The organism is Listeria immobilis (assembly GCF_014322765.1).
GTDB classification, from domain to species: Bacteria; Bacillota; Bacilli; order Lactobacillales; family Listeriaceae; genus Listeria; species Listeria immobilis.
Genome location: NZ_JAASTZ010000010.1, coordinates 92,017 through 115,521 on the forward strand (window position 1 = coordinate 92,017; position 23,505 = coordinate 115,521).

Sequence of the window (23,505 nt, forward strand, 5' to 3'; positions counted from 1 at the left end):
ACAGAAAGTTTTTTAAACTATATAAAAAAGGACACACAACAAAAGTCGTGTATCCCTTGTGACATAGGAAAGTAATATCCCACTTATATTTCTATAAATATTCGCCATTAGAGGCAATTACTTTTTTATACCAATCAAATGATTTCTTTTTTGAGCGAGCTAAAGTTCCGTTGCCTTCATCATCTCTATCCACATAGATAAAGCCATAGCGCTTGCTCATTTGACCAGTACTTGCCGCAACTAGGTCGATGCATCCCCAAGTTGTATAGCCAAGTAGCTCTACGCCATCTATTTCCACAGCATCTTTAAATGCTTGAATATGCTCTCTTAGATAATCAATCCGATAATCATCTTCCACGTATCCATTTTCATCTGGCGTGTCTTTCGCTCCTAACCCATTTTCGACAATAAATAATGGCTTTTGATAACGATCATACAGTTGATTTAAAGAATTTCTTAAACCAAGCGCATCAATTTGCCAGCCCCATTCGGTGGAGGGAAGATATTCATTTTTAATCGATGGAAAGAGATTTCCGGTTGCTTCTGCGTAGTCTTCTGGATGCGCGCTGACAGTTCGTGAACAATAATAAGAAAAAGTGACGAAATCTACTGGTGAAGCGGCGAGAGTTGCTTCGTCCGTTTCTGCCATTTGGATATTTAGTGCTTCTCGTTCAAATTTTTTCAAGGCATAGTTAGGATATTTGCCACGAGCTTGAACATCGATAAAGAAATACCCCTCTCGGTCACGATTAATTGCTTCCTGATAATCTTCTGGTCGACAAGTGTATGGATAATGACTTCCACCAGCCAACATGCACCCTACCATATTTTGCGTATCTACCTCATGAGCGGCTTTTGTAACTAGTGCACTTGCCACTAATTGGTGGTGTGCTGCCTGATACTTAATTTCTTGTTTATTGTCCGTTTCTTCAAAAACAATTCCTCCGCCTACAAAAGGTTGATGGAGCAAAACATTAATTTCATTGATTGTAAGCCAATATTTTACTAAACCTCGGTACCGCTTTAAAACAGTTTCAGCATAATGAACGTAAAAATCTATTAATTGTCGATTTTTCCATCCTCCATAGCGCTTAATTAACCCCACTGGCACATCAAAATGAGCAATTGTCACGAGCGGCTCAATGTGATGCTTTTTTAACTCTTTAAAAATACTTTCATAAAAAGCAAGACCCGCTTCATTTGGCTCCGCATCATCCCCATTTGGAAAAATACGTGACCAAGAAAGGGACATTCGATAGACTTTAAATCCCATCTCAGCAAACAACTGAATATCCTCCATATATCGATGGTACATATCCACTGCTTCTTTAGCTGGATAATAGTAGCCTTCCTTCCATTCCAACATTTCTAGGTCCCCAGAAGCTACTTTCTTTCGGTCCTCTCCAGTCGGAAGAAGGTCCACATTAGATAAACCTCTTCCTCCTTCTAGAACTCCTCCTTCCGCTTGGTTAGCCGCGGTCGCCCCACCCCATAAAAATTTTTCATTTAATGCCATTTTTCAACCCACTCCTTATACATTGACTGCTAGAATTGCTGTTTCTTTATCCACATTTCCTTCTGCAATCATTTCTATTGATGAATATTGTGGTGTATTTGTTACCACTATCGGTACTTGTGTAACATACCCTGCCGCTTTAATCTTTTCCATATCAAATGTCAGTAATAATTGATTTTTGGTCACCTGCTGTTCTACCTCAATTACTGTTTCAAAATATTGACCATTTAATTCAACTGTATTTAAGCCAACATGAATTAAAATCTCTAACCCATTATCTGATACAAGCCCAATAGCATGCTTGGTTGGAAAAATTGCTACAACTTTCCCGTCAAACGGTGCATAAACTTCACCAATTGTTGGTTCAACGGCAAATCCTTTTCCTAATGCCTCGGATGCAAAAGCCTCATCTTCCACTTGACTTAATGGAACCACTTTTCCTGGAACTGGACTACTAATCGTTGTATTTTCCAAAATGACAGATTTCATTTCTGGAATTTGATTTTCTTCTTCCTTCTCAAATTTGAAACTTAAAATATACGTTATAATCGCTGTAACACTTGCTGAAATGATTAATGCTATGGTGATATTCCAAAAAAACTTCAACGTGTCGTCACCGATATATAACAAAATGGCAGGTAAACCAGATGATCCCGTTGCAAACCGATGTGTATGTGTTAAACCAGCATATAACCCACCTGCTGCACCACCAATCATAGCGGCTATTAAAGGGTATTTTTTAGGCAAATTGACTCCGTACAATGTCGGCTCTGTAATTCCCATATACGCAGTGATTGATCCTGAAACAGCTAATTGTTTCATTTTTTTATTTTTCGTCCGGAAAGCAACTACTAATGCTGCTGTTGCTTGAGCTATATTGGAAACAAGTGCACCTGGTCCAAAAATACTGTCATAGCCAATATCAGCCATTTGGATAACACCTAATGGCGCAATACCATTATGTAAGCCAAACATAACCATAATTGGCAGTAATCCACCAATTAATACTGCTGGCAACCAACTAGCATTGACACTTAGGAAGATAAAGAATGATGCTAAATAGCCACCCAAAATGTTACCAATTGGTCCTAGTACTGAAAATGCTAAAGTTCCCATAATAAGAAACGTAAGCATTGGCACAAACACTAGCTCAACGGATTTAGGAATAATTCGATTTAAGAATTTTTCCACATATGATTGACAGAAAATGATAATCAAAATTGGAATAACGGAACCCGTGTAGGTTGCTAATGTGAAAGGAATTAAATCAAAAAACTTCACAGGATCTCCTGCTGCAACAAGTGCTCCCCAGCTTGGGTGCATCAACATCGCCGCCACGGATGCCGCCAGAATAGGATTACATCTTAATTTCTGTGCAACAGTAAATGCTAACATCATCGGCAGAAAGAAGAAGACCCCATCTGCAAAGAGATTTAACATATAATACGTTTGCGAATCTGTCGTTATAACCTTGCAAACTACTAATAAGGCAAGTACTGCTTTAACCATCCCTGCTCCAGATAAAGCTGGAATAATTGGTTGAAACACTCCAGATACAAAATCAATCGCTGCCGCAACCGGTTTTTTCTTCTCTGAACCATTGTCAGTCGATTTTTTTGTGCTTGTGTCGATATTTTTTTCAATCTCCTCAAAAACATCTTTTACATGTGTGCCTATTACTACTTGATGGACACCTGCGTTATTAATATATTTAGTAACGCCATCTAATTCTTGTAACTGCTTTTTTTGTAGCTTCGTCTCATTTGCTAGTTTAAAACGTAATCTTGTTTGACAGTGATACGCTTCTGTTATATTTTCTTTTCCACCTAATTGTTGAATAATATCTTTTGCCAATTGTTCATATTTTTTGCTCATATAAACCACTCCTATAAGTTTAACGAGATTATGCTCTTACCGGTAAAACATAAGCTCTCTCTGAAAAGCAATTTACCATGAATTGATAACGGTTCCAATAGTTTTTATTAAATAAGAAACGGATTTCATCTTATTTTTTAAAATAGCTTTTTTTGTAAAATTAATTTCAACTATAAGGAACCATTTTTTCTGTCGACTTGACTTAAAGTGGGCTTTAACTGTTATAATCTTTTTAACAGAATAACGATTGAAGGGACTGAACTAAATGACAAAGAAGAAGCAAGCAATTCCACCTAACACCAAATTTTTTCAACAAGAAGCTTTTCAAAATGAAACAACAACAGTTATTCGTTGGCTTGGGAATTCAGGTGTTTTATTAAATAGTGGTACAACAAATATCTTAATTGATCCCGTTTTGGAAGGTTTTGATATTCCCCTTCTGATTGATATGCCTATACCTCCAGAAGACATCCCTCATTTGGACGCTATTTTAATCACTCACTCCGATAACGACCATTACAGTTTGCCAACACTCAAAAAATTAATTCCAGTGACTAGCTCGTTTCATGGGCCAGAGTACGTCGCTCGTTTAATGCGTGAACAGTTGCAAATTGATGCAAATGGCCATAAGATTTATGACACTTTTAAAATCAACAATCTGACAATTTCTTTAACAAAAGCTGACCATTTGTGGCAAAATGCAACAACGAAGTTTGAGCATACCTTTAAAATAGAAGACTATTGTGGCTACTGGATTGACACGCCAGATGGTACTTTGTGGATTCCTGGCGATTCCCGTTTGCTACAAGAACAACTTGAAATGACACCTCCAGATGCAATTCTTTTTGATTTCTCAGACAATGAATGGCATATCGGCTTTGCTAATGCTGTAAAACTTGCAAATACATATCCTCAGGCTGATTTAATCCTTTCACATTGGGGAACAGTTGATGCTCCTGATATGAATGTCTTTAACGCAGATCCCGCCGACTTATTTGATAAAGTTATTAACCCTGATCGAATTCAACTATTAGCAGCTGGCGAACCTATTATACTAACCAAAAAAACGAACTAGCCTAATTAATACTAGCTAGTTCGTTTTTTCTAAAGCTCCTCAGAAATATCTTTAAAAGTTGTCATTCTTAAAGCTTCAAGCATCCTAGAATTCTCAATTTTCATTTCCATATTTTCATCGTAATTTAACGCGAACAATTTCGAATATAGAACATTTAATATAAACTGGATAGATTCTTCCGTAGAAAAATTAGCGATTTTGGAATATAACTTTTCCCTGCTTGTTATATTTAAACTAATTGTTGAATAGTCACGCAAATAATTCTTTCCACCACTAGTAATACTAATGATTGGCACTTGATTTGCAAGAAGAATTTTTAAGTTTTTCATCGGATAGGAGGTGGAATTGTTTCCAGAATATGAAATAATCACAGCGCAATCTTGCTTTGTTAAAGTGTGTGAGATAAGGCCCGATTCCGCTTCATCTGCAAAAAAAGCTTTTTTATGAATGGCATTTAAATTTCGTTTAAAAAGTTCAGCAAAGTATGAATTAGGGCTTCTCCCATAAATAATTGTTGTATTTGCTCGATTGATAATTTGAGCAGCTTGATTGATATCAGAAAGTGACATTAATGATGCCGTTTCTTTAATAGTCTGGATGCGTAAATTAGCAATATTTTCAATAATTTCTAGCGTATCTGCCTGATTACCAAAAGGAATATTCGTATCAATGTCAAAGTGATTCCCTGCAAACTGAGCCACTTCATGAGTAAAAGCAAAGATAAATTCTTTCCATCCCGAGTATTCAAAGTATTTAGCAAAACGTACAAGTGTCGGTTTAGAAGTATGCGTTAATTTAGCCACTTCTTCCATTGTATATTTAGGTAGTTTCTCTCTGTTAGCCAAAAGAAACTCCGCAATTGTCCGTCGTGCATCTAGTGGCTTAAAGTCCGCTTCTTCAATTTTTTGAAAAAGATACATTATCTTCCACACTCCCGGCATAATTAGTAGTTTTCTGAACAGCCGTATTGATTATTTCAGAGTGATTTATCTTCACTTCATAATTGTTTATTTTATAAGCTAATTTGGCTACTGTTTCATTTATTTGCGCTTGCTTTTTAAGTAACTTTTCGTATTCAAGCACAAGGATTTCTTTACGTTCTTTTAGTGTCATATCCCCTTTTTGAAAAAGTTCCGTATACCTTGCAAGTGCATCAATAGATAAACCCGAATTACGCATACATTTAATAAATTCAATCCACTTCAAATCTTCGTTGGAATAATCTCTCACACCCGCAGTTGTTCGCTTAATTGGAGTGATTAATCCTTGCTGTTCATAATATCTTAATGTTGCTGGAGTGATATTTTGACGAGAAGCTACTTCTGAAATATTCATTTTAGTTCCTCCTAAGCACTTTTCTATACCGTCATATATTTATGAAAGATAACTGTAATTAAACTAATTGCACATAAAAGTACACCCATAACTATGATTTGACTCCCTGCGTTTGTACTACCAGTAATGACAGATATGAGCCGCGAACCATAGGGAGCCAGTGTTGCCCCTAAATTATAAGCTACTAAAACAATTGTTGCTCCAAATTTAGCTGTTTGCTCTCCGCCAGTAGTAAGTATATGCATAAAATAAGGCATAATATTACGAAAGGCAAATCCCAACACTAACGAGCAAAATAAAGTAAATAAAATCGAATTAGAATTATTCGTGAAAAAAATACTCAATCCAGCTGTAAAAGTAGCAATAGGTAGTAACCACTTTTTCAAATATGTATAAGTTCTACCGAATAGATTTCCCGCGATAAAAGCTCCAGCCCCAATTGCTGCAATCATATTACTCCCATTTGTTGCATCCCCTATGCCTTGTTCGATTAGTAATGGCGTAATCTGTAAATTATAATTAATAAACAAAAGTACGATACAGAATAAAATACAGCCTAAAATAATAGACCTTATTTTTCGTTCTTTCGAGATGGGATTTCTTGATTCAGCCTCCTCGTTATCACTTATAGGTTGCACTCGTTGATTTGGAATAAAAATCGCAACAAAAAGCAGGCTTACCACAGCAAAACCATACACCCAAAAAGAACTTGTCCAGCTTATCCGTATTAACTGACCCGCGCTAATGGTCATGATGATGCCACCAAGACCTTCACATGCACTTTCTAATCCTAGGGCTTTTGCTTTTTTCCCGATCTCACTTTGATATAAGCTACTAATCATTTGAATTAAGAGACGATTAAACAGACCAATTCCAAGGCCTAGCAAACACCTTGAAAGAAATAGTACGAGAAAACTGCCTTGATACCACGCTGGCAAAGTTCCAAAAACACCAACAATAACTAAACCTAGCAAAATGGTATATTTTCTTCCTAAAAAGAATTCCACTACATTTGTAAAAAAAACACCCACTATTAAAAACAACGAAGGTATAGTCGTTAAAAGCCCTACATATACAGGATTTATCCCACTAAAGCTCTCCGTAATTGCTGGTATATTAGCAGAAATAGCTGGTGCAGAGTTAACCATTAACGCTACTGATAATAATGCCATTAATTTCATCGAAAAAAACTTCATGTTAGCTCCTTCATTCAAGTAGTTCTACTTATTTTGCCTCTTCACTAAAAATATCTTTTGCTAAATTAAAAGCTGACCATGCTTTTGGCCATCCTGTATAGAAAGCAAGGTGAGTAATTAATGCCACAATTTCTTCTTTCGTTACGCCATTTTCTTTTGCGATTTTCAAATGAGCTTCTAGTTGCGGTACTCCTTGAGTTACTAGGCTAGAGACTGTAATTAAACTCCGATCTCTAGGGGATAATTCTGCTTCACGTGCCCATACTTCTCCAAACAATACATCATCATTTAATGCCGCAAATTGAGGAGCAAATTCACCTAAATTATTTCTACCTGCTGTTTGTTTTTTCATTTTTTCATCCTTCTTTCTTATTTTTCAAGTGATAAGTAAACGTCATCCGAAACAGACTCTAACCACTCAGGTCTTCCAGCTGTAATAGCAATATGTTCGAACCAGCTATCTTCCGTTGCGCCGTGCCAATGTTTCACACCATCATGAGTTACGATAACATCCCCTGCTTGTAAAAATTGTGCTACTTCTCCTTCTTCTTGATACCAGCCTTCCCCGCCAGTCACTAATAAAATTTGAAAACCCTCATGGTGAATATGCCAATTATTTCGACACCCCGGCTCAAATGTCACATTACCAACGCCTACATTAATAGCAGAATCCGCTACCAAGGATTTCAAATAACTTTGTCCAATAAAAAATTGTGCAAAAGCCTCATTTTTCTCTCCACTTGGAAAAATCACACCATCTTTTACTTCTTCAAATTTTGTCATTTTAATTTACCTCCATTCATTTTGTATTCCGCGAGCCAATTTGCTATCGCCTCATCTGCCTTGCCCACTCTTGACCCTCTTACTGGCAATCCTAATTGTATGTTTGAATCTGGACAGATTTCTCTTAACTCCATTAGACTAAAACCAAAAGCACTGCCTTCATGTGTACAAAAAGGATAAATATTCTTTCCTGCTAAATCTGTTTTTTCTAAGAAATGAGCAACTATTTGTGGCATTGAACCAAACCAATTAGGAAACCCTAGGAAAATATTTGCGACATGATCTAAATGGATATTGAGTGTTTGGTACAGTGGTTTAATACCCTCCGTTTTTTCTTTCTGGGCAAGTTTTACAACTTCCTGATAGTCATACGGATAAGCCACTTTTGGGACAATTTCAAAACTAGGAGCACCTATCTTCTGACCAATCTTTTCTGCTACAATCTCGGTATTCCCACTCGACAGCGTTTTAATCTCGCCATCCACAAAATTTTCATCTTTCCTAGAAAAATAAAGTATAATAGTCATTTTCCACCTCAAAAAAAGCTATAACATAAACTTAAAGAGTTCCCTTACAAGTTTATGTTACAGCTTTCCCTAACTATCGTCCAATACTTATTAAGCTTACTTTCATGCCTTTAAAGCATTTTCCATCTTTTGAATAAACGTTAAAACCGTATCGCTGAGTATCGTTTCTTTTTTCCAGATCAGCACACAATTCGTTTCTAATTTTGGTGTTAGCGGAAGAAATTTAGTATTGTTTTTGCGGTTATCGATTGCTCCTCTGATTGCAAAAGCAGCGCCGACTTTATTTTCAACCAATGAAATAACATTAAAAATCAAATTATATTTACCGACAACATTCAAATCTTCCTCCACGAATCCCCCCCATGAACAAAGCATATTTTGAATCTCTTTCCGACCGGACCAGATCAACGGTACACCTAATATTTCCTTTGCTGAAACGTGTTGTTGGTTTGTCAAAAAGTATTCAGTAGATACGAGTAATCCCCAAATTTCTTTATCTGGTAAAACTAGTTTATGATAATTATCCGCCAAAACCGGTTCTATCAAAAGAGCAATATCTAATAATCCTTTGTCAAGCCTCTCCTTAATATCATTACTCGTCCCACTATAAATATTGAATGTTACTTGAGGGTGGTCAGCAATCATTTCTTCTAGCATTTCAGCCAAAAATTGGGAATTACTTGCCTCCACACATCCAATTGAAATTTGTCCTTTCAAAAGTGCATTTTGATATTTAGCAAATTCTTGTTCCGTTTTTTCATCTAACTCTAAAATCTCTTCAGCACGTTTCTTTAAAAACAAGCCCGGCTCAGTTAAATAAAGTTTTTTATTTTTTCGTACAAATAAAGCTGTTTGTAAATTTACTTCAAAGTCTCTAATTTGTCTACTTAATGTTGGTTGTGTAATATGAAGTTTTTTTGCTGCTTGCGTAATATTTTGTTCCTCTGCTACTGTAAGAAAATATTTCAACATTCTAATCTCCACTAACTCTCCTAGCCTCCTTCATATTTCCAAACCTCATTATTCCATTATACACAAATTGTCCTAGAAAAAGAAAAAGAGAATACCCATTAGGATATCCTCTAAAACGTTTTCGCTTATTTGAGACCGTATTTTTTGTTGAAGCGGTCCACACGTCCGTCTGCTGTAGCATGTTTTTGTTTACCAGTATAGAACGGATGCGAATCAGAAGAGATTTCGACACGTAGTAACGGATACTCGTTGCCATCTTCCCATTTAATTGTTTCGCTTGAGCTCTTAGTAGAACCTGACAAAAATTTGAAATCAGTACTAGTATCAACAAATACCACTTGACGGTACTCAGGATGAATTCCAGTTTTCATTTCTTTTCAACTCCTTCGCCCTGAATCATCTGAAACAGAGTAATAAGTGCTTTTACACACAGTATAAATATTATAACAATGTTAACACAAACAAGCAAGATTATATTTTTGTCTTATTAAAATTATTTTGCTTAAATTAAAATCTCTCATCATTCTGGAGCATTTTTTAGTTCAATGTCTTTTGGTAAATCAAAGTAAATTTTAAAATTGTCTGCTTGGAAACTTGGAATGGTCAATCTGCTATTCCATAAGAACTTTTCGTTTCTAAGCGGTTTAACTGTAACAACTTTTTTACCATCATCAATTTGCTGGTATATACTGTCCATTCTTGCATTATCCGAAGTCTTTATTTGTGTAAATAAAACGATATAAGAAAGCGCAAAACAAATGGCAATCGTGATAATTGGAATATTGATAACTTTTAAATTCACAAAGCCTTCATCCACAAGATAAACAAGCAATCGTACTATAAATAATACAAATAATGCATAAGAAATTATAAAGCACCTGGATCCAAAAGGTGTTACAAAGAAAAGTGGACCAGCGACAAATACAGCCGATATTAGATAAAAGCTTAACTCCACCTTTAATGAACTTCTATTAAAAAATAATAAGATTGTAAACAAGATAGTTAGATAGAATAGTAATGACATCCAAGCTTCGAGTTGTGAATTCTTTGTTACATCCGTAAAGATACTTAATTGCATTCTATTAACAACAACTGGCTGATAAAAAGGATAACCTGTTAGTATAATAATAAAAATATTTTTAACCCAAATTTTCCATCCAGGCAAATTAGTTCCAATTTTAACTAATAAAAAAATACAAAAAATAGCTAAGACGAAATTTAATAACACATTGTTCATGATTAAAAACTTATACATACTTGTAGAAAAAATAGAATATATTTTTTCAAAAAAGCCCATTTCGGTATCAATTGTTCGATACGTATCTGCTCCAGTAAATATTTTCATATACGCACCATTGGAAAACATAATAGCTGCTCCTATAAGCGCTGAAATAAAGTAAACTACATGAAAATAAAAAATCTTTCTAAATTTAATAAAACTATAAATTATTATAAATCCGCCTGCAAAAACATTATATATTGTTGCATGCTCTACAAATAGCTGAGAAGCAATACCAAGTGGAACTGCAAATATGACTAACCAAACAGAATAACTAGGTCTCTTATCATAAAAAACATTTTTCACAATTAATAAGTATACTAATATACAAATGGTCGCAGTATTATAATTAGCAAAACCAGCTGCCCAAGCAAATGTGGAAGAAAACATGTCACTAGAAACTCCAAGCATTAAAAATAAGCTAAGAAAAGCGATAGTTAATTTTGCAGTTTTTGCAATCAAAAGTGGTAATACTACAATTGCGGCACCAAAAACACCCATAATTAAAAATCGGAACCAATCGATTCTAGTAATAATTAACTCACAAATATTACCAAAATATCGTCCATTATAATCTTTAAAACCATCATAAAACCTATTCATACCAATTTGCATTCCCCATGACCAGTCATCATGCGTTAACGGAGTACAATAAGATAAATACAAGTAAAACAAAAAAATAATAAAGCTGAAAATCCCCAGTTTAAATCCGTCTTTTTTTATACGGCCTATCATCAATGCACCATCCTTTTATTTTCGTACTTTAAAAATAATCCATTTACTAAAAATATAGTTTAAAACTAATACAATTACATTTGTCCATATTTTAGCCCATAATTCATCGATATGTAGCCCACTAATCAATAGAATCATTACTAAGAAATCAACAATATACGTTAGAAATCTAAAGCCAAAAAAAGAAGAAATTTCTCTTGTCTTATCTTTCCATGTTGGCGTATAACTTTCAAAAACGTATTTCTTATTCGAAAAATAGGCAAACAAAACTGATGCTAACCATGCGATTGTATTAGCAATTCGATAATCCCAATTTAAGGCCGAAGTACACAACCAGAAAACTACAATATTAATAAGCGTTGTAAATCCACCCATAATTAAATACATCAAAATGCTATGCACTTCATCTGTATACCAAGGTAATTTATTTAACAATTGTCTTATTCTAATCATTTGACATCTTCTTTCTCTCCGTTGTATTCTTCCACAAAATAAAGCGGGCGTTTCTTCACTTCATTAAAAATTCTTCCTAAATACTCCCCGATAATTCCAATACTTGTCAATTGGATTCCACCTAAAAACAGTATGGTTATCATTAATGTTGGAAATCCACTAGCATCAGATCCCATAATTAGTGTTTTAATTAGTATAAATATCAAATAAATGAATGTCCCAATCGATATTGCAAAGCCTGCTACAGTGGATAGTCTTAGCGGTAAAGTCGTATAAGATGTAATTCCTTCGAGTGCCAAATTAATCAACGAGCGATAATTCCATTTTGTTTCACCAGCAAGCCTTGGTGCAGCATCAAAAGCAACCTCTACCTTTTTGAATCCAATCCAATTGTATAGCCCCTTTGTATACCGTTGCGTTTCTCTTAATTTTTTTATAGCATCAACACATCGTCTATCAAGCAAGCGAAAATCACCTGTATCTGGAAGAACAGGGGTTTTTGTAACTTTTTGTAAAGTTTTATAATAATACTTAGAAGTTGCTTTTTTTAACCAGCTTTCACCATGACGTTTATTCCGTCTAGCATAAACATCTTCATATCCTAGTTCCCAAAGTTCAATCATTTGTATGATTAATTCTGGAGGATGTTGTAAATCGGCGTCCATTGTGATTACTGCATCTCCTTTGGCATAATCAAAACCAGCTGCCATAGCTATTTCTTTCCCATAATTTCTTGATAAATCTACAAAGCCTACTCGGTTATCCATGTTATGGAGATTTTTTATAATTTCTAAAGTTTCGTCTTTGCTTCCATCATTAATAAATAATAATTCGAATGTATACTTGTCTTTAATGACATCCATAACATTCACGATGGCCTCATATAATGCAACTACAGATTCTTGTTCATTATAAGCAGGGACAGATATAGTAATTAATTTCATTATCTTTCTCCTTCTTTATATTTCACTCATCACTCTAAAACAGATATTATCAAAACTAGTAAGAAAAGTACAGATATATTTTATTTTTTAAACATCTCTTCTTGCAATAATTCATAAAACGCTTCATTATTTGCTGTTTTTTTCAGGTAGCGGACGAAACGCTCGGAAATATCAAGTCCATCGCTTTGTTTTGGCATTGTTTTTCTAATTTTCCAAAGTTGTTCTAGACGCTCTTTGGAAAGTAGCAATTCTTCTTTTCTTGTTCCCGAGCGACGCATATCAATCGCTGGAAAGACGCGACGTTCTGCAAGTTGGCGATCTAAATGTAATTCCATATTTCCTGTCCCTTTAAATTCCTCATAAATTACATCGTCCATTCGCGAGCCTGTATCAACAAGTGCTGTAGCAAGGATTGTCAAACTGCCACCTTCTTCAATATTACGCGCTGCACCGAAGAATCGTTTTGGTCGATGGAAAGCTGCTGGATCAATCCCACCTGAAAGCGTTCGCCCACTTGGAGGAATAACTAAATTATAAGCTCTTGCTAATCTCGTAATACTATCCATTAAAATAATAACATCACGTTTTTGTTCTACTAGACGCATCGCACGTTCTAATACTAGTTCAGCAACTTTAATATGATTTTCTGGCACTTCATCAAAAGTTGAACTTGCCACATCTGCTTTTACCGAACGCTCTATATCTGTAACTTCTTCTGGCCGCTCATCTATCAGTAGTACAATCAGCTCTGAATCCGGATGATTGGTCGTTATAGCATTAGCAATTTCTTTTAATAATACCGTTTTACCTGCTTTTGGTGGGGCAACAATTAAGCCCCGTTGACCAAAACCAATTGGTGCTATTAAATCAATTGTTCTTGTTGAAATAGGCGTTTTACCAGTTTCTAAGTGAATTTGTCGATCTGGATAAAGTGGTGTTAATCCTGGAAAATGCACTCTTTCTTTGGCAACTTCCGGGTTTTCTCCATTGACTGCTTCAACATGCAATAATCCAAAATAACGTTCATTTTCTTTTGGTGGGCGGACTTTTCCAGAAACTTTATCCCCCGTTCTAAGTTCAAAACGTCTAATTTGAGAAGCCGAAATATAGATGTCTTCTGTGCTTGAAGAGTAATTAATTGGTCGTAAAAATCCAAAACCCTCATTTGGAATGATTTCTAAAACACCTTCCATAAAGAAGAAGCCTTCTTTTTCAGCATTGGATTTTAATAATGCAAAAATAAGTTCTCTTTTTGTAAGCTTACTATAATAGGCAATTTTGTGTTCTTTTGCGAGGGAGTAAATATCTTTAATTGTTAAACTTTCTAAATAAGCAATGGACAGTTTGGCCATATATGTACCACCTTTTTAAGTTAATAATTTTTTGGAAATAAGTAATGGAGAGGCAAACAGGGGGAAGACTGAAACGAAATGTTTCGTTCAGTCTCTAATTTTTAAATATTTGTTTCTGCAGTAGTGCTACGAGTAATATCAGCACCAATTGCAGTAAGTTTTTCGATGATTTTACTATAACCACGTTCAATATGTTCTACACCATGAATTTCCGTTTGACCTTCTGCTAAAAGTCCTGCAATAACAAGCGCCGCACCAGCACGTAAATCTGTTGCCGTAACTTTAGATCCTTGTAGTTTCGCCGGGCCACTAACAACAGCTGACCTACCCTCTAGTTTGAATTTCCCGCCCATACGTTCAAGTTCAGCTATATGTTTAAAACGACTTGGATAAATCGTATCAGTTACTACACTACTACCTTCTGCTCTTGTTAAAAGTGCAGTTAGTGGTTGCTGTAGATCCGTTGGAAAACCAGGATAAGCATATGTTTTAATATCTATTTTTTTTACTTTTTCTACCTCACCAACAAAAATTGCATCTTCCTCAATATCCATTGAAATGCCCATTTCTGACAGTTTCGCAATGATACCCTCTAAATGTGCCGGGATAATATTTTCGATTCGTATTCCTTTTCCAGAAGCCGCTGCAAGTACCATAAAAGTTCCCGCCTCGATTCTGTCTGGGATAATTGTATGATGGCAACCATGAAGATGTTCTACACCTGTAATTCGAATTGTATCCGTTCCTGCCCCTTTAATAATAGCACCCATATTAGTTAAAAGCGTAGCAACATCAATAATCTCAGGTTCTTTTGCCGCATTTTCAATCACTGTTTTCCCTTTTGCTCGAACAGCTGCAAGCATAATATTAATGGTAGCTCCAACGCTCACTACGTCTAAATATATCCGTGCCCCAATAAGTTCATCAGCACGCAAATAAATAGCGCCTTGTTCATTGGTTACTTTCGCGCCAAGTGCTTCAAAACCTTTAATATGTTGATCAATTGGACGCGGACCAAGATAGCAGCCTCCCGGAAGCCCAATAACAGCTTTTTTAAATCGTCCTAGCATTGCTCCCATCAAATAATAAGAAGCACGCAATTTTTTTACATTTCCTGTTGGTAATGGCATCGAAATCATATCTGTTGGATCTATAACAGCTGTTTTTTTATCAAATTGAACCTTACCACCAAGTTCTTCTAAAATATCATAAAGTGTATATACATCAGAAATATCTGGTAACCCTTCTAAAACCACTTCCGATTCCGCTAAAATTGCAGCTGGAATCAACGCAACGGCACTATTTTTCGCCCCATCTACTTGTAAGGTGCCAGCTAATTTTTTGCCGCCTCGAATAACTAATTTTTCCGTCACAAATGTACCCTTCTTTCTTGAAGCTTATAATACTTTATCATTATCCATTAATTTGTTTTACTTTGCAAGATTCTTTCTTTAAAAAAAGCTAGGAACAAAATCGTTCCGAGCTTCTATTATTGTGTAATATTTTTTGCCGGCGCTTTAGCAAGTGCTTCCATTCGCGGTTTGATTTTTTTAGAGGTCGTATCTTTAATTAACAAAGCTCCTGCACCAAATATGATACAACTATAGTAAGTAATTATCCGCCACAGCACGAGTGCCATGAGTAATTTGGCCGGACCTAGTAGCATTCCAAATAATAATGTAAAAGTATATTCGGCACCACCCGCACCACCAGGAGTTGGCATTACAGTCGCAAACATAATAATAAAGGCATGATAAGTAATAGCCATATATAATCCAACACCAGTTACTCCAATTGCATGTAAAATAAAAAACGGAATAGAAAAATAAATCCACAGCTGTAAAGTGGTATATAAACAACAACGGATAATTAATTTCCAGTCTTTTCCAATTCGACTACTTTCTTCATGGAAAGTAATAATTTTTTGATCTAGCATATTCCTCAAATTAGTTATTTTTTCTTTTTTCATAAATAATTTGGCTGGTGTAAGCAAAATATGCACTAGTTTTGTTGTGAATTTTTGACTTCTACCAACTAATATTAAACAAGCAATAACAAATACATGTACAGAAAAGCCAAGTAGCACTAAAAATTTTAATTGTGTTACACCAGTCATTAAATAATGTATCCCAAACAATAAAATAACTAAAAAATTAAGTACCACCATTGCCTGATAAATAATAAATTTTACTAATAAGACGGAACTGCCACGCCCAGCATCCATACCTTGCTTTGTTAGCATAACAAGTTGCGCTGGTTGCCCACCAGTAGCCATTGGAGTAATTGTATTAAAAAACTGACCAATCATTGTAATCCGAAAAGAGGAAAAAAAGCGCTGATCCTTATTCGCTGGTTTCGATGCTGTTTGTAAAACAACGGCTTCCAAAAACCAATATAAAAACATTGCACCAAATGCAGCAACAAGCCACCAAGGATTTACTTTTAACATAGAAGCGAAGAATGTAGAGACATCTACATCTTTGAATTGCCAAATAATAAATCCAATACTAATTGTAAGTACAATAGCAATATTAAAAAGATTTTTTTTAATGCCTCCACTCATTACTCATCACTCCTTTGTGTATAACTTTTGATAAAACGAGTACCATATCTCAGCTAGTCGATCTTCTGAATAATATGCGGCACCTTTTTTCGCCTTTTCTAGCATTTCATTATAATAATTTTCGTCTGTTTTTAAACGCTGAATTGCCTGAATAAAACCCTGATTATCAGCTTCTTTTACATAATAACCATCTAAAATCTCCTCATATAAATCTAAATTCCGGAGTAAAACGGGGACATTAGAACTCATTGCTTCTAAAATCGCCATTGGAAAAAGCTCATTATAAGATGGCATAAAGAAAATATCTGCCATATTAATACAAGCATTCATCTCTGAACGGTCCACAATTCCAATAAATTTCACATTGTCAGGCGGATTATCATAAATTCTCTTTAGCTCTTCATAACCAGAAGTGATTTTCCCAAATGAAAAGCCACCTGCCCAGACAAATTGCACTTCTGGAAGTTGTTTAGCTACTTCAATAAAATCAAGCACTCCTTTTCGATGCTGAACCTGACCAATTCCGATAACCGTGAATTTATCTTCTGTAATTCCATATTTTTCTCGAGCGACATTTTTTTCCGCTTGAGAAATTGGAAAAAAAGTTTTTTTAGAAACAAAATTTGGAATGTAGTGGATTTTTTCTTCTGGAATGTTATATGCAGTTAATTTAGGAATAAATGATGGATTTACTACAACAATTTCATCCATCCGCTTATAAAAGCTAATTAAATATTTATAAAAAACCACTCGTGCAATCCAAGGTAATTTTAAACTACCTTCCATTGTTTCAGGTAAAAAGTGGACATAACCAACACAAACACCGCGTTTTTTCTTAAAAAAAGTAGAAAGAAAAAAACGGAAATCAACAGTATGGTAATGTGTGATATCCGATTCCCTAAAACTATTAATCTGCATATCAATTTCATTTGTATATCTTTCTTCTAGCAAATTCACAAGTTCGCGGTATGCTGACGCTACACCTTGACCCTTGACTTTTTCCGCTGAAGATAGCATTGTCAACTTAATCACGTCGCGAAGACCTCTCTTTTCTGTGAACTTGTGTAGAAGATGAAAGCGAAAATACTTGGGAAGCTATTTTACTTTTGATTAATGTTGGTTTTACTTTAATGGAGCCATTTTTTCGCTTTGCACGGTAGATTTCGCGAACTTCATTGTATGTAGCTTCCACGTTAAGACCGAATTGATCCGCAGAAATCGATTCTACCTTCACTCGTCCATTTGTAGCTACATGAGTTGCAGTATTTTTATCTGATAAAATTTGGACTAATAAGCCTGCTAATTCATAATCTTCATCAAATAAAAAGGCAGTTTCCCGGTCTGTTAAGAATCCCTCAATGCTTTCATCACGTTTTGCAACTACTGGTAATGAAGCCGCCATTGCCTCTGCATAAGTTAGTCCTTGTGTTTCAGTTGTTGAAGCACTTACAAACAGGTCGCCTAACTGATAGTATAAACTAATATTTTCCCATTCTACTGCACCAGTAAAAATAACATGTGGTTCTAAATTCTTATATTCTACTATTTTTTCTAGCTCTTTGCGAACAGGACCGTCACCAATAATAACCAATTTAGCATTCGGTTCTTCCAAAAGTACTTCTGGCATCGCAATAATGATTGCATCAATATTTTTCTCCTGAGCAATTCGCCCTAAAGAAAGGATAACCGCATCGTCTACACCAATTCCAAGTGATTTTTTTAAATCTGTTATTTGTTGCTTTTCTGCTGGTGCAAAAGAAGAAATATCTGTGCCAGTTGGAATGGTATACATTAATTTATGAATCCCTTGTTCTTCAAGATGGTGTTTTACTTTCGCTGTTGGGGTGATTATTGCGTCATAACTATCACAAAAAGATTTAGTCATTTTGCCAACCATAGAAGGTGTAATTATTTTCCCTTTTGCAATATAGTGCAGGTAATCTACATACATAGTGTGATAGGTGTGGACGGAAGGAATATGATATTTTTTAGCAATGCGCTTACCTAAAAGTCCTAGAGAAAATTCAGTGTGCGTATGAATAATATCTAAATTTAAGCGTCCCACTAATTTAATAAATTTATTCATCCCAGCTACAGCTACACGACGTTCCGGAAAAAAGACAAAAGGAATACTAGGCAAACGAAAAACACGTCCCTCTTCACTTTCTCGATCGGCGTTAGGATCAGTTGTTGTAAAAATATATACAGTGTGCCCTTGTTTTCTTAGTTCGTTTTCCATAATCATGATTGACGTAGCTACACCGCTAATCTGCGGACTGTAGGTATCCGTGAAAATCCCTATATTCATTACTATCGCCTACTCTCTTCCTCGTTTGTTCATTTATTATTTAGTATATTATTATAACATAATTCTATTCTTTCGTATTACATGACTAATTACATTATGACTCATTTTGTATGATAAAACATGCGCCTGTAGCATGATTTTTAATCGGGAATTTTAGACTTTGAGTCCGTTCTATATAAAGGCTATTGCTATCATAACATATTCATTAAAATAACGATAATTAATTTCCTTCTATATAAATGCTTTATCACCATATAAAAATAACTGGCAAAATCAACAAGTGAATTTTGCCAGTTATTTTTATATCATCATAAATTCAGTTTTACGCTTTACCGTTAGAACCAAACTCTTGAATTTTTTCTGTAACTGTTTTGATAATCGCATCCACACCAGGACCGATTACTTTACGTGGATCATAAACTTTATCATCAGTAGCTAATTTTTCGCGAACAGCTGCAGTCCAAACGATTTGGCATTCAGTGTTAACGTTGATTTTGCTGTGACCTAGTTCAATTGCTTTTTTAATTTGGTGTTCCGGAATTCCAGAACCACCGTGAAGTACAAGTGGAGCACCTGTAAGTTCAGAGATTTCTTTCATTTCGTCAAAACCAAGTACAGGTTCGCCGTGATAAGGACCGTGAACAGAACCTAATGCTGCAGCAAGTGCATCAATGTTAGCTTCTTTAACAACACGTAAGCATTCTTGTGGATCAGCATAGTTGATTCCACCAGTTACTCCGTCTTCATCCCCACCAACAGTACCAATTTCAGCTTCTACAGATACGCCTTTTGCATGCGCATAATCAACAACTTGTTTAGTCATTGCAATATTTTCGTCGATTGGGTGGTGAGAGCCGTCGATCATTACAGAAGAAAATCCTGCATCGATAGCCGCTTTACAAGAATCAAAGCTTGAACCATGATCAAGGTGAATTGCAACAGGTACAGTGATTTTCAGGTCTTCTACAAGTCCTTCAGTCATTTTTACAACTGTTTTAAATCCTCCCATGTATTTAGCAGCTCCCTCAGAAACTCCTAAAATTACTGGTGCTTTTTCTGCTTCTGCAGCTTTCAAAATAGCTTGTGTCCATTCAAGGTTGTTGATGTTGAATTGGCCAACAGCATATTTCCCAGCTAATGCTTTTTTCAGCATGTCTGTCATGTTAACGATAGGCATAATACAATTTCCTCCCTCAGGAATTTAGGAAAACCATTTTTGATTTCCCCTAGATTTGAATTTCCGCCGTGAAAAATAGTGGCAGCTATTTTCCCCTAACAAAGTATATGATAACAGATTTGTGATGAATTTACCATATAAACAAGAAAAAAATATCGTGAAAACGCTTTAGCCTCTAAGACGATTTATTATTCTTGATTTATCTGCAAATATTTCTAAGGCTTCTGGAATAACCTCTAATGTATACGGGGCTTTTCCACCATAGACTCCATCATAACTAATGTTTAAGTCCGCCATACTTCTAATTTCCACTTTATTGGTACGTGCATGAATTACATGTTCGCTTTCCAAATGAGTACCTTTTTTTATTGAAGCAAATAATTGAAATAACTTCTGCGGCGACACTTTTTTTAGAATTAAAAGTTCAAACATACCACTATTTAGTTGGGCTGGTGGACAAAGCGTTTCCATCCCGCCAACTGAATTTGATTTATTAACAAAAAACAGTAAAATTTCGCCCTGAAATAATTGATCATTATAACTAATTTCTACATCTACTGGCGATAGTTTAGGTAATATCCTAAGACCACTAAAAAGATATGCAAGCCTACCCCATTTTGATTTCATTGATTCTTTCACTGCATAAGTTATTTCTGTAATTTTCCCACCTGCTGCATTATTAATAAAAAATTCGGTTTCATTTGCTTTTCCAATATCTACTCGAACGGTCTCTTGTTTTGCGATAATATGAAGTGCTTCTAGTGGATCCTTCGCAAAATTAAGTGCTCTTGCGTAATCATTTGTCGTTCCTACTGGTAAAATACCTAGTTTTGGTGGATTAGTCACTTGCATTAATCCATTAACCACTTCATTTACTGTCCCATCTCCACCTGCTGCTATCACTACATCATACTCTTCTTCTGCCGCTTGTTTAGCAATTTTTTTAGTACTCTTTGGCGCTTTTGTAGACGGAACTAATGTTACATCAAAATCTGCATTTGTTAAAATTTGTTCTGCATCCGGAAGTAATTTTCTAAACTTATTCTTTCCAGCTGCCGGATTATATATTATCATCGCTCTCTTTTGCAAATTGCCGCTCCCTCTTTCCTATTTATAGAGTTAAGTTTCCTATTTTGCTTTAGGGATGTCAACTTGTTTGACTATAACAAACCTTATCAGTAAAATGAGGCCTTTTTACCCACTACCAAACACATATTTATTGTTTTCAAATTTCCTTTTTCAATGTGAAATAGAAATTTTATTACTATTCTGTGACAAATTATATGCAAATAGGTTCATTGTTGCCAATTTCCATTGACTCCATCTTAACCTATTGTCATAATTAATATAGATTATTTTTTAAAAAGTAATGTAGTTAGGAGAGGATTAGAACTTTGAAAAAATTAGTAAAGTCAGCGGTCGTATTTGCAAGTCTTGCTATTGTGGGTGTTTCCGCAACCACAATTGCAGAAAAAGCAAGTGCTTCTTCCATTGACACGGTACAAAAAGCGGATGATCAATCCGTTTATATTCCAAAAGGAGTTAGAGACGGAACTGCTACAGAGGAACATGATGGCTTTGAAGATGAGACTATTACCGTATTAAAGGAAGTCCCTTTGCTTCGTGCTACATCAGGTTATCCTAACGTTAATTCCTATATTACAACAAATAAGTTCTCTACTGCATCAATAGAAAAGCAACTAAAAAGCCAATTCCCTAAATTCAACTATCGTAATGGGTATGGAAAACCAGAGGGAATTGTTATACATGAAACTGCCAATAATTCATCCACGATTACAGGTGAAATTAGTTATATGAGTAGTAATTATAACAACGCTTTCGTCCATGCATTTGTGGACAAATCCCGTATCATTCAAATTCATCCCACTCAAAATGGGGTATGGGGTGCCGGTCAATATGCTAATGCTCGCTTTATTCAAGTAGAACTGGTCCGTTCGAAAACATTTGATGAATTTGCTCGCTCTATAAATAACTATGCATACTATACTGCCTATCTCTTAAATCAATATAAATTACCTGTGGATAACGCTCACGGAGATGGCAAAGGTACTGTTTGGTCACATGATGCAGTCACTCGCTATCTTGGTGGAACGACACATACAGACCCTGTCGGCTATTTCAATCAATGGGGCTACAATTTCACTGATTTTGTTTCTTTAGTAAATCAAAAGTATAAAGCGATGCAAACAGTTAAATACGATCCAATTGAATACGACAAGGCAGTTACTGCCTATAGTCGAGTGAAAACTGCACCTGGTAATGCAGTTTGGACAAAACCTTATAAAACGGAAGGTGCCAGCCTCGTAAACCAATTATCTGTTTACTCCGGGAAAAAAATGCGCATCTTGCGTGAAGCTAAGACACCGATCACTACTTGGTATCAATTTAGTGTGGATGGGAAGACCATTGGCTGGGTAGATACACGTGCACTAACTACTTTCTATACACAAAGTATGGAAAAGCCAATTACACTAACTCGGTACGTTGACCCGAAAAAAACGGCTGCTGCTCTTTACACTTTACCGGTTGAAGATGCACCAATTAAGCGTACTACTTTAAACACCTATAAAACTAAAAAACTTGCAGTTGATAAACAAGCAACTATCGAAGGACAACTTTGGTATCGTTTAAGAGACGGTTCTACCTTCATTGGTTGGACAAAAGCAGCCAACTTGACTGCCACTAATCCTTTTGATCCAATTGAATACGACAAGGCAGTTACTGCCTATAGCCGAGTGAAAACTGCACCTGGTAATGCAGTTTGGACAAAACCTTATAAAACGGAAGGTGCCAGCCTCATAAACCAATTATCTGTTTACTCCGGGAAAAAAATGCGCATCTTGCGTGAAGCTAAGACACCGATCACTACTTGGTATCAATTTAGTGTGGATGGGAAGACCATTGGCTGGGTAGATACACGTGCATTAACTACTTTCTATACACAAAGTATGGAAAAGCCAATTACACTAACTCGGTACGTTGACCCGAAAAAAACGGCTGCCGCTCTTTACACTTTACCGGTTGAAGATGCACCAATTAAGCGTACTACTTTAAACACCTATAAAACTAAAAAACTTGCAGTTGATAAACAAGCAACTATCGAAGGACAACTTTGGTATCGTTTAAGAGACGGTTCTACCTTCATTGGTTGGACAAAAGCAGCCAACTTGACTGCCACTAATCCTTTTGATCCAATTGAATACGACAAGGCAGTTACTGCCTATAGCCGAGTGAAAACTGCACCTGGTAATGCAGTTTGGACAAAACCTTATAAAACGGAAGGTGCCAACCTCATAAACCAATTATCTGTTTACTCAGGGAAAAAAATGCGCATCTTGCGTGAAGCTAAGACACCGATCACTACTTGGTATCAATTTAGTGTGGATGGGAAGAC

The 23,505-nt window shown here is 35.7% G+C and carries 22 protein-coding genes; 2 read left to right on the top strand and 20 right to left on the bottom strand.

Features of this window, described 5'->3' with window-relative positions:
• Positions 1–91: 91 nt before the first annotated feature.
• Positions 92–1,516: a 6-phospho-beta-glucosidase gene (locus tag HCJ50_RS09375; RefSeq protein WP_185345772.1), complete on the bottom strand. Its 1,425-nt coding sequence runs from the start codon at positions 1,514–1,516 to the stop codon at positions 92–94.
• Positions 1,517–1,531: 15 nt separating this feature from the next.
• Positions 1,532–3,391 carry a beta-glucoside-specific PTS transporter subunit IIABC gene (locus HCJ50_RS09380; RefSeq protein WP_187127551.1) on the bottom strand — a complete coding sequence of 620 codons (1,860 nt, stop codon included), beginning with the start codon at positions 3,389–3,391 and terminating at the stop codon, positions 1,532–1,534.
• A gap of 265 nt (positions 3,392–3,656) precedes the next feature.
• On the opposite strand from HCJ50_RS09380, the gene HCJ50_RS09385 reads away from it, so the two are divergent.
• Positions 3,657–4,466 (top strand): MBL fold metallo-hydrolase, encoded by an 810-nt coding sequence (locus tag HCJ50_RS09385; RefSeq protein WP_185345776.1) that lies wholly within the window; start codon positions 3,657–3,659, stop codon positions 4,464–4,466.
• Positions 4,467–4,495: 29 nt separating this feature from the next.
• Here HCJ50_RS09385 and HCJ50_RS09390 read toward each other — a convergent pair whose 3' ends face one another.
• From HCJ50_RS09390 to HCJ50_RS09475, 18 genes are all read right to left on the bottom strand, one after another.
• Complete coding sequence (locus HCJ50_RS09390) at positions 4,496–5,386, bottom strand: MurR/RpiR family transcriptional regulator (RefSeq protein WP_185345778.1); 891 nt, start codon at positions 5,384–5,386, stop codon at positions 4,496–4,498.
• Positions 5,364–5,801, bottom strand: a complete 438-nt coding sequence (locus HCJ50_RS09395) for a MerR family transcriptional regulator (RefSeq protein ID WP_185345780.1) — start codon at positions 5,799–5,801, stop codon at positions 5,364–5,366. The genes HCJ50_RS09390 and HCJ50_RS09395 overlap by 23 nt, the downstream gene beginning before the upstream one ends.
• Before the next feature lie 23 nt (positions 5,802–5,824).
• Positions 5,825–6,997, bottom strand: a complete 1,173-nt coding sequence (locus tag HCJ50_RS09400) for an MFS transporter (RefSeq protein WP_185345782.1) — start codon at positions 6,995–6,997, stop codon at positions 5,825–5,827.
• 28 nt (positions 6,998–7,025) lie between these two features.
• Positions 7,026–7,349, bottom strand: a complete 324-nt coding sequence (locus HCJ50_RS09405; RefSeq protein WP_185345784.1) for a carboxymuconolactone decarboxylase family protein — start codon at positions 7,347–7,349, stop codon at positions 7,026–7,028.
• A gap of 17 nt (positions 7,350–7,366) precedes the next feature.
• Positions 7,367–7,780, bottom strand: coding sequence for a cupin domain-containing protein (locus tag HCJ50_RS09410; protein ID WP_185345786.1), 414 nt, complete (start codon positions 7,778–7,780; stop codon positions 7,367–7,369).
• Positions 7,777–8,307 (bottom strand): flavodoxin, encoded by a 531-nt coding sequence (locus HCJ50_RS09415; RefSeq protein WP_185345788.1) that lies wholly within the window; start codon positions 8,305–8,307, stop codon positions 7,777–7,779. Before HCJ50_RS09415 ends, HCJ50_RS09410 begins: the two co-directional genes overlap by 4 nt.
• Before the next feature lie 102 nt (positions 8,308–8,409).
• A complete protein-coding gene (locus HCJ50_RS09420; RefSeq protein ID WP_185345790.1) occupies positions 8,410–9,291 on the bottom strand; it encodes a LysR family transcriptional regulator in 882 nt (293 codons plus the stop codon).
• Between the two features lie 113 nt (positions 9,292–9,404).
• A complete protein-coding gene (locus tag HCJ50_RS09425) occupies positions 9,405–9,650 on the bottom strand; it encodes a type B 50S ribosomal protein L31 (RefSeq protein WP_003720869.1) in 246 nt (81 codons plus the stop codon).
• Between the two features lie 149 nt (positions 9,651–9,799).
• A complete protein-coding gene (locus HCJ50_RS09430) occupies positions 9,800–11,293 on the bottom strand; it encodes a DUF6056 family protein (protein ID WP_185345792.1) in 1,494 nt (497 codons plus the stop codon).
• 15 nt (positions 11,294–11,308) lie between these two features.
• Complete coding sequence (gene gtcA, locus HCJ50_RS09435; RefSeq protein WP_185345794.1) at positions 11,309–11,746, bottom strand: cell wall teichoic acid glycosylation protein GtcA; 438 nt, start codon at positions 11,744–11,746, stop codon at positions 11,309–11,311.
• The gene (locus HCJ50_RS09440; protein ID WP_185345796.1) at positions 11,743–12,690 is read right to left on the bottom strand and encodes a glycosyltransferase family 2 protein; all 948 of its coding nucleotides are present in this window, start codon (positions 12,688–12,690) and stop codon (positions 11,743–11,745) included. Before HCJ50_RS09440 ends, gtcA begins: the two co-directional genes overlap by 4 nt.
• An 80-nt stretch (positions 12,691–12,770) precedes the next feature.
• Positions 12,771–14,042, bottom strand: a complete 1,272-nt coding sequence (gene rho, locus HCJ50_RS09445) for a transcription termination factor Rho (protein ID WP_185345798.1) — start codon at positions 14,040–14,042, stop codon at positions 12,771–12,773.
• Positions 14,043–14,143: 101 nt separating this feature from the next.
• Positions 14,144–15,415 (bottom strand): UDP-N-acetylglucosamine 1-carboxyvinyltransferase, encoded by a 1,272-nt coding sequence (locus HCJ50_RS09450; RefSeq protein ID WP_185345800.1) that lies wholly within the window; start codon positions 15,413–15,415, stop codon positions 14,144–14,146.
• A gap of 116 nt (positions 15,416–15,531) precedes the next feature.
• A complete protein-coding gene (locus HCJ50_RS09455; RefSeq protein WP_185345802.1) occupies positions 15,532–16,605 on the bottom strand; it encodes a lysylphosphatidylglycerol synthase transmembrane domain-containing protein in 1,074 nt (357 codons plus the stop codon).
• A gap of 6 nt (positions 16,606–16,611) precedes the next feature.
• Positions 16,612–17,637, bottom strand: a complete 1,026-nt coding sequence (locus HCJ50_RS09460; RefSeq protein ID WP_185345804.1) for a glycosyltransferase family 4 protein — start codon at positions 17,635–17,637, stop codon at positions 16,612–16,614.
• Positions 17,630–18,913 (bottom strand): glycosyltransferase family 4 protein, encoded by a 1,284-nt coding sequence (locus HCJ50_RS09465; protein ID WP_185345806.1) that lies wholly within the window; start codon positions 18,911–18,913, stop codon positions 17,630–17,632. Before HCJ50_RS09465 ends, HCJ50_RS09460 begins: the two co-directional genes overlap by 8 nt.
• Before the next feature lie 322 nt (positions 18,914–19,235).
• Entirely contained in the window at positions 19,236–20,090 is an 855-nt protein-coding gene (gene fba, locus HCJ50_RS09470) for a class II fructose-1,6-bisphosphate aldolase (RefSeq protein ID WP_003724024.1), read from the bottom strand.
• Positions 20,091–20,258: 168 nt separating this feature from the next.
• A complete protein-coding gene (locus HCJ50_RS09475; protein ID WP_185345808.1) occupies positions 20,259–21,179 on the bottom strand; it encodes a diacylglycerol kinase in 921 nt (306 codons plus the stop codon).
• A gap of 305 nt (positions 21,180–21,484) precedes the next feature.
• Between HCJ50_RS09475 and HCJ50_RS09480 the strand changes: the two genes are divergently transcribed.
• The coding region (locus HCJ50_RS09480; protein WP_187127552.1) for a GW domain-containing glycosaminoglycan-binding protein at positions 21,485–23,505 on the top strand (2,021 nt) is incomplete at its 3' end.

Bases quoted from the DNA above. Each gene is read 5' to 3' on its own strand.
- HCJ50_RS09375 (WP_185345772.1), bottom strand. From the start codon at position 1,516: ATGGCATTAAATGAAAAATTTTTATGGGGTGGGGCGACCGCGGCTAAC.
- HCJ50_RS09380 (WP_187127551.1), bottom strand. From the start codon at position 3,391: ATGAGCAAAAAATATGAACAATTGGCAAAAGATATTATTCAACAATTA.
- HCJ50_RS09385 (WP_185345776.1), top strand. From the start codon at position 3,657: ATGACAAAGAAGAAGCAAGCAATTCCACCTAACACCAAATTTTTTCAA.
- HCJ50_RS09390 (WP_185345778.1), bottom strand. From the start codon at position 5,386: ATGTATCTTTTTCAAAAAATTGAAGAAGCGGACTTTAAGCCACTAGAT.
- HCJ50_RS09395 (WP_185345780.1), bottom strand. From the start codon at position 5,801: ATGAATATTTCAGAAGTAGCTTCTCGTCAAAATATCACTCCAGCAACA.
- HCJ50_RS09400 (WP_185345782.1), bottom strand. From the start codon at position 6,997: ATGAAGTTTTTTTCGATGAAATTAATGGCATTATTATCAGTAGCGTTA.
- HCJ50_RS09405 (WP_185345784.1), bottom strand. From the start codon at position 7,349: ATGAAAAAACAAACAGCAGGTAGAAATAATTTAGGTGAATTTGCTCCT.
- HCJ50_RS09410 (WP_185345786.1), bottom strand. From the start codon at position 7,780: ATGACAAAATTTGAAGAAGTAAAAGATGGTGTGATTTTTCCAAGTGGA.
- HCJ50_RS09415 (WP_185345788.1), bottom strand. From the start codon at position 8,307: ATGACTATTATACTTTATTTTTCTAGGAAAGATGAAAATTTTGTGGAT.
- HCJ50_RS09425 (WP_003720869.1), bottom strand. From the start codon at position 9,650: ATGAAAACTGGAATTCATCCTGAGTACCGTCAAGTGGTATTTGTTGAT.
- HCJ50_RS09430 (WP_185345792.1), bottom strand. From the start codon at position 11,293: ATGATAGGCCGTATAAAAAAAGACGGATTTAAACTGGGGATTTTCAGC.
- gtcA (WP_185345794.1), bottom strand. From the start codon at position 11,746: ATGATTAGAATAAGACAATTGTTAAATAAATTACCTTGGTATACAGAT.
- HCJ50_RS09440 (WP_185345796.1), bottom strand. From the start codon at position 12,690: ATGAAATTAATTACTATATCTGTCCCTGCTTATAATGAACAAGAATCT.
- rho (WP_185345798.1), bottom strand. From the start codon at position 14,042: ATGGCCAAACTGTCCATTGCTTATTTAGAAAGTTTAACAATTAAAGAT.
- HCJ50_RS09455 (WP_185345802.1), bottom strand. From the start codon at position 16,605: ATGAGTGGAGGCATTAAAAAAAATCTTTTTAATATTGCTATTGTACTT.
- HCJ50_RS09465 (WP_185345806.1), bottom strand. From the start codon at position 18,913: ATGAATATAGGGATTTTCACGGATACCTACAGTCCGCAGATTAGCGGT.
- fba (WP_003724024.1), bottom strand. From the start codon at position 20,090: ATGCCTATCGTTAACATGACAGACATGCTGAAAAAAGCATTAGCTGGG.